We start from the raw sequence: 14160 nt of genomic DNA, 5'->3' as shown, positions 1-14160 counted from the left end.
TTCTTTCAACATATTTAAACCATGAATACATTAAAAATCAATAATGTATCCCTTGTGTACAGCAATGGCTACAAGGCGCTTACTGACTTAAATCTAGAGATCAACAATGGAATATTCGGACTCTTGGGACCCAATGGCGCCGGTAAATCCTCTTTAATGAAAACCATTGTTGGACTGCAAAAACCAACGGAAGGAAGCATAAGTTTCAACGGTGTTGACATAGTTAAAAATCCGCTTGAAATTCAAAAACATTTAGGCTTTTTGCCCCAATACTTTGGTGTTTATTCCAAGGTATCCGCTTACCATCTCTTGGAACATCTGGCCAAGCTAAAAGGGATGCAGAACAAAAAACAACGTCATGAGCAAATCATGAATTTATTGGAAAAAGTGAATTTGACCGATGTTAGGAATAAAGATGTACATACGTTTTCCGGTGGGATGAAACAACGTTTTGGGGTGGCACAAGCATTGCTGGGAGCTCCTAAGATTATAATTGTGGATGAACCCACCGCCGGATTGGATCCTGAGGAAAGAAACCGCTTCAATACATTGCTCAGTGATATTAGCGAAGATATCATCATTATTCTATCTACCCATTTGGTGGAAGATGTGAAAAACCTTTGCTCACAGATGGCCATTATTAAAAAAGGACAGGTGATTTCACATGGGTCGCCGAGAGCGTATGTACATCAGTTATATGGTAAATTATGGAGCAAAGCGGTTACTCGAAAGGAGTTGGAGAAAGTGGAATTCGATCATCAGATCATAACCAAGCGATTAGTTGAACGTGTTATGAACGTTACCGTTTTTGCCGACGACCGCCCCATTGGTTTTATGCCCACAGAGCCTAGTTTGGAACATGCCTATTTTACCCATTTAAACACTACGGCACTGTGAGAACAATTTTCTTAAACGATGTAAAGACCATTGTACTGCAAAAAGCATCATACATTGCCCTGCTTCTTTTTGTGGGTGTCGGATTCATGGCCGGTTTTAAATTCAATATCTCGGTGGGTGATGAGCTTGCTGCCAATGCATCATATTCGGTGGGGTTTATGATCGGGCTACTGAGCCTTACCATTATTTTGATCGCAACCATCTTAGCTTTTCCGTTACTTTTTAAAGAACAAGATGCCAACTATGGTCTGATTGTGTTCTCCACCCCTATCAAGAAGAAAGTATTTGCTCTCGCGCGTTTCTGTTCGTTTTACCTATTTACCCTTTTTGGTTTTTTCATTTTGGTTGCGGGTTATACGGTCGGGCTTCATTTGGCTGCAGATACCCAGATGAACCCAGGCTTCGATCTCTGGCATTTTCTTTATCCGTTTTTGATATTCGGAGCTGTGAATGCATTGGTGGTGTGCAGCAGCCTGTTTTTTGTTGCGCAAAGATTTAAAAACAAATTATTGGTAGCTATTTCGGGGGTATTGCTCTATGTGGTGTACATGATCGCCCTAATGTTTTCCAATGCCCCTTTTATGGCGCAAGCATTACCGCAATCCATAGGGGTACAACGTATTTCTGCCCTTGTAGACTTATTTGGGCTTTCCGGATACTTTTTTGAGGCCAAGGATCTTAATGTCCTTCAACGGAACAATCAAATTGTACCGCTTTCCAATCTACTGCTGATCAATAGGTTGATTTTTACACTTTTATCCTTGGCCATAGCATATTTTGGGATGCGTTCCTTTTCATTCCTACCCCGATTTAAAAGGAAATCCAAAAAACAGGTAAGTAGCTTAAAACGAAGCTATATGCCACAGCCCTATTCCGCCGTGGCAACAGTATTCAGCAATACTTCAAAATGGCAAGCAATACTATCGTTCATCAAGATTGATTCAATTTATTTATTCAAAAGCATTGCTTTTGTGGCCATATCCATACTCATGCTGTTTTATGTTGGTGTGGAAATGTTCGATGATATCAACAAAGGCATCCGCTTGCCGCAACTCTATGCAAGTTCTGGTCTTTTAGTGCAAACCATTAACAGCACTTTTTATGCTTTGGGAGGTTTGGTCTTGGTTTATTTTGTGAACGATATCTTTTGGAGAAGCAAGGCCAGCGGATTTTCCATAATTGAGAAAACAACCTACTATGCAATTGAAAAGCGTATCGGACATATGGGAAGCATTGCGCTCCTGATATTTTTCCTCACAGCAATTATGCTGATTGAAGCCATTGTTTTTCAGTTGGTGTTCCGGTTCCCGGTTTTCGATTGGGAAGCCTATTTTGGTGTATTCGTTTTTAACACCCTGCCCTTGTTGCTCTTTGCGCTTTTCTTACTTTTTATAAATACCATAAGCAAGGGTAAATCCATAGCATTGGGTGTTTCAATATTATGTTTTTTGCTTCTCGCCACCCCAATCGCCAAAAGTATCATAACTAATTCGTTGTTCCGGTTTTTCTCTGGATATCGAGGAGCTTACAGCGACTTTTTAGGCTATGGTGTATACCTATATCCCTTCCTTTGGCGATTGGCCTTTGGCTTTTCATTGATTGGAGTTATATTCTTGCTCTACAATTTCATAAAGCTTCGTTCCAAAAGATTGTTTAAAATTTTTGGTATAGCCATTTGTACATTCCTTGCGGTCATAAGCGGGTTGGGGTACTTAGAAAATCATATTCCAAAAAAGGGAAAAGAGGAACTGGTTAAAGAGCAGGTGTCATATGAAAAAAAGTATAGGAAATATCAAAACATACATCAACCGACAATCAAAAAGGTAAATACTAAAATTGATTTATATCCAGATGAACAATCCTATACCATTAAAGGGGAATATGTCCTAAAAAACATGCACCTCAAACCAATCGATTCCCTTTTGATAAATGTTCCCGAGGAAATGGAAATCACATCCCTTGTTTATGAATATGGAAAGGAAAAAATAAAAATTGAAAATCACCTATCTGAGTTGATGCTTAAGCAGCCTGTTCAACCACAAGATTCCGCAAAACTGATTTTTGAAATCTCCTATAAATGGCATGCCATCAATGGACACAATCCTTTTAATGCAGTGGTTGCGGATGGATCATTTTTACGAATCAGCCGATACTTTCCAAAATTTGGATATGACGGGGCAAAGGAACTTTCTGATGTCCAATTAAGAAAAATACATGGTTTAGGTAAATCTACCGAATTACGAAAGCTGGAAGCACCCAAAGAAAAAAAGGATGATGCCATTGATCTTACCTTGCAAATTTCCACACCGGAAAATCAAATCGCGGTAGGTACCGGAGAGTTGAGAAAACAGTGGCAGATTGATGGAAGGAATTATTATAAATACACCGCCAAATCCATTCCCTTCCGTTTTGCATTTTCTTCTGGAGCCTATCAAATAAAAAGTATTGAGCATAATAACATCAACATCAGTGTATATCATCATCCATTGCACAAGAATAATGTTGAGCACCTTATAGAAAACACCAAACTTACCTTGGACTACTGTACGGAAAATTTTGGTCCCTACCCCTTCACGTCCATCAGTTTTTCAGAGGTCTCATCATTTACACAAGGTTTTGCGGGGACTGCTTATCCCGGAACCATTTTTGTTACAGAAAACATGACTTTTAATGCCAACCTCAGCGCTGGAAACAATCAAGACGTAGTGAACGAACTTGCAGGTCATGAGATTGCCCATTTTTGGTGGGGCACCAACCAAATTGTGCCCGACTACAGAGAAGGTTATTCCATGCTGACGGAAAGTTTGGCCATGTACACCGAAATGATGATATATAAAAAGATGTACGGAAAAGAAAAAATGAGAGAACGCTTGGCCATTCATCAACAAATTTATGATACCGAAAAGGGGTTACATGAAAAAAAATCCTTGCTTAAAGTGGCTCCGGGCGACACCTATTTAGCCTACTCAAAGGGCGCCATTGTGTTTGTTGAGCTAAGCGAACTGATTGGGGAACACCAATTGAACAGGGCCCTGAAATCTTTCCTTCATAAAAACAGGTATCCAAATGCTAGACCAAATGCTACCGACTTATTAAAGGAGATACTTGAGATGAGTAGCAAATCACATCATACAAGAATCAAATCGCTGTTTGAATAAAAAATACTTTTGCATCATTTAGCACCGTAATCAACACTTTTTCCGTTAACTATGGATATTGATGAAATAAAAAACACCGCTGAACAATCAGCGGTGTTTTGTGGTCGGGACAGCCACTTTAGCAGCTTATTTTTCAACCCCTTATGCTTACGGAGTTTTTCAACCGGGTAAAACAAAACACACAATAGAACACCGTAATATGAATTGGGGCTTTTCAATTTAAAAATATTACATCTCCCGCTATTTCTCCTTCCCTCAGATAAAAACAACCTCCCAGTTCTTTTAGGTCTCCCTAGCCGACTTGCTTCTGCATATTTAGTTCGGTTACTGACAAATGTCATTAAATGAGCATATTAGTTTCCATAATTTTAGTGACAATTCCTAACAAGTGCCTTGGTTCTCTATGACCGAGTAAAAACATTTAATATGGACACCAATCAAATAAAAACCAAATTCGAGCAGGCTGATCAGTTCCTTGAGGCAGCCCAAAGTGAGTTAAATCGACCAGCAGAAGATGTCGTACCCTATATGGTATGCAGAAGTACCCGAAATTCCATATCCCATTATTTAAAAGGATTTCTATTAAAACATGGAACTGAATTCGATGAAGAGGATACCATAGAAATAATATTGAATAAGTGCCAAACCATTAATAGTGAATTCAACGATTTTGATTTAAGTCCCTTAAAATTCAAAAGGGATGATGAGTACAGCGCTGAATTTGATGAGATGCAAAACTGCATTGATTTGGCCACTTACACCAAACAACTAGTCGACAGAATAAACCATAGTATTTGAGCACACACCCATAAAATTTAACATCCATAATTCTCCTATTATGAGCGAGTCAATATTGCAAAAAATAAGCCGGCCAAAAAAAGTATCCACGGATAAGAACAAGAAAAACTCCAAATACAAATATCCGGGCAAGCCGGTAGCAATGGACGGAAATACGGCCGCTATCATGTGCGAACGAGAATCCACCGACGCAGCTGGGGCATTCCCTATTACACCATCGACACAAATGGGTGAATATTGGGCCGATGCCGCTGCCAAAGGACATTTGAATATTTCGGACAAACCTTTGATATTCATCGAACCCGAAGGGGAACATGCAGCCGCAGCAGTAACCGCAGGCTTATCGATGACCGGTTTGCGTGCAGCAAACTTTTCATCCGGTCAGGGGATTGCTTATATGCACGAGTCACTCTATGCAGCAGTGGGCAAACGCCTTACCTATGTATTGAATATTGGTGCTCGGGCAATGACAAAATCCACCTTAAACGTTCACGCAGGGCACGATGATTACCACGCTGTGGACGACACGGGCTTTTTCCAAATGTTCGCTAAAAAAGCGCAGCATGTTGCCGACCTCAATATTATTGCTCACCGCATAGCGGAATTGGCACTAACTCCTGGTATCATTGCCCAGGATGGTTTTTTGACCACACATTTAATTGAATCGTTTCTTTTGCCCGAAAGGGAACTCATTAAAGAATATCTGGGCCGACCAGACGATATCATCAAAACACCAACACCAGCCCAACAAATCATTTATGGTGAAACACGTCGCCGTATCCCCGAATTATGGGATGTGGACAACCCTGTGATGGCCGGTATCGTTCAAAATCAGGATTCTTACATGCAGAGTGTTGCTGCCCAACGTCCATTTTTCTTTGATCATATTAAGGAATTGACAGATCGTGCATTTGATGAATATTATGAGCTTACAGGAAGAAAGTATCAGCGTGTAATGACCTACAAGGCAGAAGATGCCGACTATCTTATCTTAGGTCAAGGAAGTCTGGTCCCCAGCGCAGAAGTCGTTGTGGATTATCTACGTGAAACACGGGGCATTAAAGTGGGTGTGGTTGACCTTGTTATGTTTAGACCATTTCCATCGGATATGCTCGGAGAAATTTTGAAAGGTAAAAAGGCAGTCACCATTTTGGAACGTCTGGACCAACCATTGGCCGTCGATTCCCCGATTGCCCGTGAAGTACGGTCTGTTTTAAACAAGTGTGTCGAAAATGGCATGAACAAAAAACAGAAAGCCTATCCAGAATTGACTTCTTATTCCATATCCGACATGCCCGCATTGTACTCCGGTTCATTCGGTATGGGTAGCCGAGACCTACAACCAGAAGGAATCATTGGGGCAGTAGAAAATATGTTGCCCGATGGTAAACACAAAAAGCAATTTTATCTCTCTATAGATTTTATTCGGGAAATACCGCATTCGCCAAAACAAAAAGCGTATCAAGAAAGCATTCAAGAATCCTATCCGCTTGTCAAGGAATTGGCTGTTAGGGGCTCAGAAAACCCTAATCTTATGCCAAAAGATGCCATCACGGTCCGTTTCCACTCCGTAGGTGGTTGGGGAGCTATTACCACAGGTAAGAACCTCGCCATGACCTTATATGAATTATTGGGATATAACATTAAGGCCAATCCAAAATACGGTTCGGAGAAAAAAGGACAACCCACCACCTATTATCTCGCGGCCTCTTCGGAACCTATCCGGATAAACTGTGAATACTACTTTGTGGATGTTGTTCTGTCCCCAGACCCCAACGTATTTAAACATACCAACGCATTGGCCGGTTTAAAAAAAGGTGGGAATTTCATTATTCAAAGTGATAAAAAAACACCAGATGAGGTTTGGGCCGAGATTCCTGAACACTATCAAAAGATAATCATCAAAAACGATATCCATGTGTTCTATATTGATGGATTCAAAATTGCACGAGAAGAAGCCACCGATCCAGAATTGCAATTGCGTATGCAAGGGATTGCTTTTCAAGGAGCATTCTTTGCCGCATCTCCATTGATGAAAAAATCTGGGTTATCAGAAGAAAAATTATTGAAAGCCATTGAGGATCAATTACAGCATAAATTTGGTTCTAAAGGCCAACGTGTGGTAGATGATAACATGCGCGTAGTAAAACGTGGTTTTGATGAAGTACACGAAATCACCAAGAAAGTATTGGGAGCCAAAAACAATGCCAACGGTAGTGTTAAGGCGGGTCTTCCCATTCCACAGATGATGAAAGACATACCACAGAGCGAATCACAGCTCAGTGATATCCACCGTTTTTGGGAACAGACCGGTAATTTCTATCTCCAGGGTATGGGGAATGATAACCTTACCGACCCGTTTATCGGCCTGAGTGTAATGCCAGCTGTTTCATCCGTATTCCGAAATATGACCGGTATCCGTTTTGAACACCCTGAATGGATTCCGAACAACTGTACCGCCTGCGGAAACTGCTACACCGTCTGTCCCGATACCGCCATACCCGGATTGGTTAGTGAGGTGTCCGACGTTTTCGATACCATCGTAAAACGTGTCAAAAATAATCACGGAAAGGTGGAGCATCTGCCCAAAGCTGTCCGTAAAATGGAAGGTCATGTCCGAAAAATGTTTGCAGCTTCAAAAAATGGAGCAACTGTCAATGATTTCATGCAGCATGCCATCGACATGACACTCGATGAGTTCGATAAGAATAAGGACGTTGCCCAAGAACTCGGTTGGTTCAAAGATGAATTGGGTGAATTTAATTTCGCCTTGACCCGTCCTTATTATGATTTGCATGAGAAAAAAGAAGAAAATAGCGGAGGATTGTTCAGCATAACCATTAATCCAAATACATGTAAGGGATGTATGGAGTGTGTGGACGTTTGTAATGATGATGCCTTGATCAAAATACCACAAACTGAAGGATCCATTGCCAAATTGAACAAAGAATGGGATTTCTGGCTGGACTTACCGAATACACCACAAAAGTTCAATCGTATTGATGACCTTGAAGAAAAAATAGGTCCATTGGAAACCATACTATTGAATAAAGATGCTTACTTGAATTTTGCCAGTGGTGATGGTGCCTGTTTGGGTTGTTCCGAAAAATCGGTGGTACATATTTTTACGGCTACCGTGGAATCACTCATGCAGCCACGTATTGAAAAACATATGGCTTATTTGGATGAGTTGACAGATAAACTTGAAAAACACATCCAGACAAAGTTGATGAATCGTGTGAATTTGACCGATTCGGATACGATGTCCAAAATCATGTCAGAAATGCAGAATTCAGATTTGACCATGGCGGAAATTACCCGCAGGTTGGAATCTGAACAAGGAGGCGAACCTATTGACCAAGAATGGTTACGCCATGTAACCCAACTGCTCGCTCAATTGAAAAAACTACAATGGAAATATACCAATGGAACAACAGGTAAAGGCAGATCCAACATGGGTATCCTTAATTCCACCGGTTGTTCTTCGGTTTGGGGCAGTACCTGGCCATTCAACCCATACCCATTCCCTTGGGCCAATCACTTGTTCCAGGATTCACCATCTATGGCGATGGGAGTCTTCGAAGGACATATGGCCAAGATGGCCGATGGGTTTAGAGCCATCCGTAAAGCAGAATTGGAGCTCGAAGGGAAATACAATGCGTCCGAACATGACGACTTCTTTACCTATTTCACTTGGAAACAGTTCACCGATGAAGAGTGGCTGCTTTGCCCACCAGTAGTAACACTCGGTGGAGATGGCGCCATGTACGATATCGGCTTCCAAAACCTCTCACGTATGATGGCTTCCGGAAAACCGATTAAAGTAATTGTTCTTGATACGCAGGTATATTCCAACACGGGAGGGCAAGCATGTACTTCCGGATTTATCGGACAAGTTTCCGACATGGCTCAATACGGTAAGGTATGGAAAGGAAAAAGCGAACCTCGAAAAGAAATTGGGCTCATTGCCATGGCTCACAGAAATACCTATGTGATGCAAGCCACATTGGCCAATACCAGTCAAATGATTGAAGGGTTCATTGATGGTTTGATGACCAAACGACCTGCTTTATTTAATCTGTATACAACCTGCCAACCCGAACACGGTGTGGGAGATGATAAAGGCGCCAATCAAGCAAAATTGGCCGTAGAATCAAGGGCATACCCCCTATTCAAATACAACCCGGATCATGGAATAAAAGCTAGGGAAGCCTTTGATTTAGCAGGAAATCCAGCCATGGACCAGATTTGGCCAACGTACCAACTAAAATATCTGGAATATGGTCAGGAACGCACCATGGAGCTGCCAATGACATTTGCCGACTTTGCTTTGACGGAGGCAAGGTTTAGAAAACATTTCAGAAAAGTACCGCGCAGCGCCTGGAATGATAATATGGTGCTCTTGGCAGAGTTTTTAGAACTTGTAGACAGTGAACGAGAAGGCAAATTCCCATATATCTGGGCAGTTGATAGAAATCAAAAACTCAATCGTGTATTGGTTGCAAAACCAATTGTAGAGTCTTGTGAAGAACGACGAGACTTCTGGTTGATGTTACGTGATATAGCAGGAGTTGAAACAGAAAAACCACAGGAAGAAAACCTCGAAGAAAAAATAAGAAACGAGGTTGTGGGCAACATTGCCCAAGGTCTTATGCAACTCGCTGGTGGTGATGGCGATAGCAATGGTCTTCTAAAAATGGCCTTGGAAAAGCCTGCAAAGACCGAAGATATTCTGGTTGAAGAAGCACCCTCAAATGGAGAGTATATGGCACCCTGGCTGGAAACAGATGAATGCAGTTCTTGTGACGAGTGTATTAAATTGAACCCAAACATTTTCGCCTATAATGAAGATAACAAGGCGTACATAAAAAACCCTAAAGCTGGACCTTACGAAGATCTGGTTAAAGCTGCGGAAAAATGTACTGCCGGAGTAATTCACCCTGGTTTACCAGCTGAACAATCTGGAAAAGATATTGAAAAATGGATTAGTAGAGGTGAAAAGTATAATTAATGTACAAATGGTATAATGGCGCTTTTCAATCTTCATAAAAATACCTTTAAACACGGTATTCACCCACCTGAAAGTAAGGATGAGACCAATGGTCTGCCCATAAGGCAATTTCCATTTGCTCCTGTCATTATTTTACCGATGGCGCAACATATTGGTGCGCCATCACAAATTATGGTGCGCGAAGGACAGGAAGTGCAAAGAGGTCAATTATTGGCAAAGGCCACTGGCTATGTTTCCGTGCCCATGCACGCCCCTGTTTCAGGTACAGTTCGAAAAATAGCCAATGTTCCGACCATCTCTGGAAAAATGTCCACTGGTATTTATTTGGAAGCCTTTCCCTCTTCAACCCAAGAGATACTTGAAGGCAAACCAATTGACCCCGAAACGGCTACACCCGAAGAAATTCTACAGGGAATCCAAAATGCTGGAATTGTAGGATTGGGAGGGGCCGCGTTTCCAACACATGTCAAATTAAAAATTCCAGAGGGTAAAAAATGTGACACCCTGATTATTAATGGCGTTGAGTGCGAACCCTATCTAACAACGGACCACCGGGTAATGTTGGAACAGGAAAACGATATTTTTACAGGGATCAAATATCTATTGAAAGCCACGGGAGCACAAAAGGCCATTATCGGCATTGAAGCCAACAAGCAAGATGCCGCCGATCACTTGGCAAAACACATACCCAACGATTTACCCGTTTCCGTGCAAGTACTTCCTGTAAAGTATCCTCAGGGAGCAGAGAAAATGTTGATCACTTCCATCATGGGCAAAGAAATACCTTCGGGCAAACTACCCATCGAAGCTGGAGTAGTTGTAGTTAATGTTGCTACAACGGCGGAGATAGGACGGTTACTGCCCCATGGTCGGGGTATCCAAGAGCGTGTGATTACCATTACGGGCCCCGGGGTAAAAAAGAAAGGCAATTATCTTATTCCAGTGGGTACCCCTTTGCGCTTTGTTTTGGAGCAAGTGGGAGTTGACGAAGAAATCAGTGAAGTGTATATGGGCGGTCCCATGATGGGGGTCGCAGTTTCCAATCTCAACATTTCGATTGTAAAAGGTACTTCGGGCATTTTAGTATTTACCAAGAAAGATGTTGGTCGATCACCAACTATTTATCCTTGTATTAAATGTGGTGCTTGTGTAGACGCTTGTCCCATTTTATTGAATCCGTCCAAACTTGGAATACTGGCAAAGTTTGAAGCTTACAATGAAATGGCTTCAGATTTTAATCTTATGGATTGTTTTGAATGTGGATCATGCTCCTATGTATGCCCGTCCCATATTCCATTGGTCCAATATTTTAGATTGTCAAAACGAATTGTTAGAAAGCGGGAAGCAGAAAAAAAAGAGGAAGTCCATGCTTAAAAAAACCTTAGATATCAGCTCATCGCCCCATATTTATAAAGGGGGAAGCACCAATCAGATCATGAAAAATGTGGTTTGGGCATTGTTGCCCGTTGTGTTATTCTCCGTGTATTCCTTTGGGTTGAATGCTTTGTTGGTCATTGCCATGGCAACAATTGCCAGTGTTTTGACCGAGCACGTTTTATGTAGACTTTCCAAAAAAGAAAGCACGGTTAGCGATTATTCAGCGGTGATTACTGGATTATTATTGGGACTTACTTTACCCCCAAGTTTTCCATTATGGATGGCTTTTATTGGTGGGGTTATTGGGATTGCTCTTGGTAAATATATTTTTGGAGGATTGGGATACAATGTATTCAATCCAGCACTCGTAGCGAGAGCTGTTTTACAGGCTGCCTTTCCTGTGGCCATCACTACTTGGCATCCGGCCTTTCTTCCCAATCGATTTTCAACCATATCAAGCTCGGTATTCACATGGCCCTTTATGGAGCCTACATTTGATGCTGTTTCAGGAGCGACCCCACTTTCAGCATTTAAATTTGATGGAGTTACAACGTCGACAGCAGAGTTGGCTTTTGGTCAAATCAGTGGTTCGGCAGGTGAAACTTGTGCAGTAATCATTGTATTGGGAGGTCTTTACCTGATAGCGCGCAATATGATGAATTGGAGAATTCCCGCAGCTGTTTTATTAAGTGCATTTGTATTGAGCGGCGTTCTTTATTTAATCAATAGTGAAGTGTATCCATCACCGTGGTTTATGTTGTTTTCCGGTGGTTTGATGCTCGGGGCCGTATTTATGGCCACGGATATGGTTTCCTCCCCTATCACACCTCTAGGCCTTTGGGTTTATGGAGGAATTATAGGCATTTTAACCATTGTGATTCGGATTTGGGGTGGACTATCGGAGGGCGTTATGTACTCCATTCTGTTAGCCAATGCCATCTCTCCTCATATTGATACGGTCATCAAAAATCGAGTGTATGGAACAAAAAGAAAAATGAAAGCCGCATGAGCCAAACTTCCAACATAGAAATGCATAATCCCGCGAGTAGCAAAAAAATGCTAATGGCCATGGTGGGTATTGGTATTATCAGCGCATTTCTAATTGTGATGACATTTGAATTGACACTGCCACGGGTACAGCGATTAAAAGCAGAAGCCTTGGAAAAAGCAATTCTTGAAGTACTTCCTGGAACGGTTCGTACGCAAGCTTTTGGTGTAAGTACCAATGGTGAATTGGTCAAAATCGAAGAAGGCGACAAGACTGAAACCACCTTATATGCTGGCTATGACAAGGATGAAATGCTTGTGGGATATGCAATTGAGGCGGCCGGTCAGGGGTATGCGGATATCATCAGAATCTTATACGGATACGATCCCGATGAGCAAAAACTGATTGGTTTTCAGGTTTTGGAAAGTAAGGAGACCCCTGGACTCGGAGATAAAATTGAAAAGGACGAAGGGTTTCTCAACAATTTTAAAGCACTGGATGTTAGTGTATCCGAAGATGGAAAGCTTAGAAATAAGGTGATTACAGTAAAACAAGGTGAAAAACAAAATCCTTGGGAAATTGATGGAATCACGGGAGCCACTATTTCATCACGTGCCATAGGAAACATTGTGGGCACGAGCACAACTGAAGTTGTTCCCATTCTATATCAAGAACATAAAAAAGACAAAACATCACAAGGTCAAAAACAAATGGAAAGCGATGAGCAACGATAATTCTAAATCTAAGCAAGAAGTGACCTCAACCGATGAATTCATCAAAGGGTTATGGCGCGACAATCCAGTATTTGTACAAGTATTGGGAATGTGCCCGGTATTGGCTGTTTCCAATACTGCAGAAAATGCACTTGCCATGGGGTTGGCCACTGCTTTTGTACTATTAATGTCGAATATTTTGGTCTCCCTGTTACGGAATTTTGTTCCCAAGCAGGTACGTATTGCCTCGTATATTCTGATCATCGCCACATTTGTCACTGTAACCGATTACGCCATTCAGGCCATCAGTGTTGAGCTTCACAAGAGCTTGGGCGCATTTATCTCGCTTATTGTAGTGAACTGCCTGATTTTGAGTCGGGCCGAGGCATTTGCATCAAAAAATACTATTGGTAAATCCATTCTTGATGCCTTGGGCATGGGGTTGGGATTTACACTTGCACTTTTTTGTCTAGGTGCCGTCAGGGAAATACTGGGGAATGGGTCCATCTTTAATATTCCAATTTTTTCAGATGGTTATCAAAGTTGGATCGTAATGATATTGCCTGCCGGTGGATTTTTCACCCTGGCACTCTGGTTACTTATAATTAATGCAATACAAACAAGAAAAGTAAAATCATGAATACAGAATCCTTAGGTTCGATTTTTCTCAATGCCGCCTTGGTAAACAACTTTGTTTTGGCCTATTTTCTTGGTATTTGTCCATTTTTGGGTGTATCTGGAAAAATGGAAACGGCCACCAAAATGGGGGGAGCTGTAATGTTTGTTATGTTGATTAGTTCCATGAGCGCATACGGTATTCATGCATTTTTGGTACGTATAGATGCTCCTTTCCTTCAGTTAATTAGTTACATCGTGGTAATCGCATCCACGGTTCAATTAGTGGAAATGTTTATCAAGAAAATTAGTCCTGTATTATTTAAATCATTGGGGATTTTTCTCCCATTGATCACAACAAACTGTGCCATACTTGGAGTGGCCTTGTTTCAAACCAACAAAGGGTATGGGTTTTTAGAAAGTATCGTCTATTCCTTAGGCGCAGGCGCTGGATTTATGTTGGCCCTGGTATTGATTGCAGGAATACGCGAACAAATGAATTTTGCCGAGGTGCCGAATATTTCCAAAGGAACAGCATTGACCTTGTTTATCGCGGGAATATTATCCCTTTGTTTCATGGGCTTTGCAGGTCTTGGTGCATAA

The 14160-nt window shown here is 41.6% G+C and carries 9 protein-coding genes; all 9 read left to right on the top strand.

The window, feature by feature from the left end:
• The first annotated feature begins 21 nt into the window (after nt 1-21).
• The 9 genes from D2V08_RS15015 (at nt 22) to D2V08_RS14975 (ending at nt 14160) form a co-directional block, all read left to right on the top strand.
• Entirely contained in the window at nt 22-897 is an 876-nt protein-coding gene (locus D2V08_RS15015) for an ABC transporter ATP-binding protein (protein ID WP_119609020.1), read from the top strand.
• The gene (locus tag D2V08_RS15010; RefSeq protein WP_119609018.1) at nt 894-4055 is read left to right on the top strand and encodes a M1 family aminopeptidase; all 3162 of its coding nucleotides are present in this window, start codon (nt 894-896) and stop codon (nt 4053-4055) included. Before D2V08_RS15015 ends, D2V08_RS15010 begins: the two co-directional genes overlap by 4 nt.
• Nucleotides 4056-4481: 426 nt before the next feature.
• Nucleotides 4482-4853, top strand: a complete 372-nt coding sequence (locus tag D2V08_RS15005) for a HEPN domain-containing protein (RefSeq protein WP_119609016.1) — start codon at nt 4482-4484, stop codon at nt 4851-4853.
• Between the two features lie 40 nt (nt 4854-4893).
• A complete protein-coding gene (locus D2V08_RS15000) occupies nt 4894-9864 on the top strand; it encodes a 2-oxoacid:acceptor oxidoreductase family protein (RefSeq protein ID WP_220473411.1) in 4971 nt (1656 codons plus the stop codon).
• A gap of 15 nt (nt 9865-9879) precedes the next feature.
• The gene (gene rsxC / locus D2V08_RS14995; protein ID WP_119609014.1) at nt 9880-11238 is read left to right on the top strand and encodes an electron transport complex subunit RsxC; all 1359 of its coding nucleotides are present in this window, start codon (nt 9880-9882) and stop codon (nt 11236-11238) included.
• A complete protein-coding gene (locus tag D2V08_RS14990; RefSeq protein ID WP_119609012.1) occupies nt 11231-12250 on the top strand; it encodes an RnfABCDGE type electron transport complex subunit D in 1020 nt (339 codons plus the stop codon). Before rsxC ends, D2V08_RS14990 begins: the two co-directional genes overlap by 8 nt.
• The gene (locus tag D2V08_RS14985; protein WP_119609010.1) at nt 12247-12963 is read left to right on the top strand and encodes an RnfABCDGE type electron transport complex subunit G; all 717 of its coding nucleotides are present in this window, start codon (nt 12247-12249) and stop codon (nt 12961-12963) included. Before D2V08_RS14990 ends, D2V08_RS14985 begins: the two co-directional genes overlap by 4 nt.
• Nucleotides 12950-13582 (top strand): electron transport complex subunit RsxE, encoded by a 633-nt coding sequence (gene rsxE, locus D2V08_RS14980; RefSeq protein WP_119609008.1) that lies wholly within the window; start codon nt 12950-12952, stop codon nt 13580-13582. Before D2V08_RS14985 ends, rsxE begins: the two co-directional genes overlap by 14 nt.
• Complete coding sequence (locus D2V08_RS14975) at nt 13579-14160, top strand: electron transport complex protein RnfA (RefSeq protein WP_119609005.1); 582 nt, start codon at nt 13579-13581, stop codon at nt 14158-14160. The genes rsxE and D2V08_RS14975 overlap by 4 nt, the downstream gene beginning before the upstream one ends.

Origin of the sequence: Flagellimonas lutimaris, from assembly GCF_003581615.1 — a bacterium.
GTDB classification, from domain to species: domain Bacteria; phylum Bacteroidota; class Bacteroidia; order Flavobacteriales; family Flavobacteriaceae; genus Flagellimonas; species Flagellimonas lutimaris.
The sequence above is the reverse complement of the archived record's forward strand: the minus strand, read 5'-3'. Positions and strand labels throughout refer to the sequence as shown.

What these genes read in the sequence shown, in the direction of transcription:
- D2V08_RS15015 (WP_119609020.1), top strand. Translation starts at nt 22, where the DNA reads ATGAATACATTAAAAATCAATAATGTATCCCTTGTGTACAGCAATGGC.
- D2V08_RS15005 (WP_119609016.1), top strand. Translation starts at nt 4,482, where the DNA reads ATGGACACCAATCAAATAAAAACCAAATTCGAGCAGGCTGATCAGTTC.
- D2V08_RS15000 (WP_220473411.1), top strand. Translation starts at nt 4,894, where the DNA reads ATGAGCGAGTCAATATTGCAAAAAATAAGCCGGCCAAAAAAAGTATCC.
- rsxC (WP_119609014.1), top strand. Translation starts at nt 9,880, where the DNA reads ATGGCGCTTTTCAATCTTCATAAAAATACCTTTAAACACGGTATTCAC.
- D2V08_RS14990 (WP_119609012.1), top strand. Translation starts at nt 11,231, where the DNA reads ATGCTTAAAAAAACCTTAGATATCAGCTCATCGCCCCATATTTATAAA.
- D2V08_RS14985 (WP_119609010.1), top strand. Translation starts at nt 12,247, where the DNA reads ATGAGCCAAACTTCCAACATAGAAATGCATAATCCCGCGAGTAGCAAA.
- rsxE (WP_119609008.1), top strand. Translation starts at nt 12,950, where the DNA reads ATGAGCAACGATAATTCTAAATCTAAGCAAGAAGTGACCTCAACCGAT.
- D2V08_RS14975 (WP_119609005.1), top strand. Translation starts at nt 13,579, where the DNA reads ATGAATACAGAATCCTTAGGTTCGATTTTTCTCAATGCCGCCTTGGTA.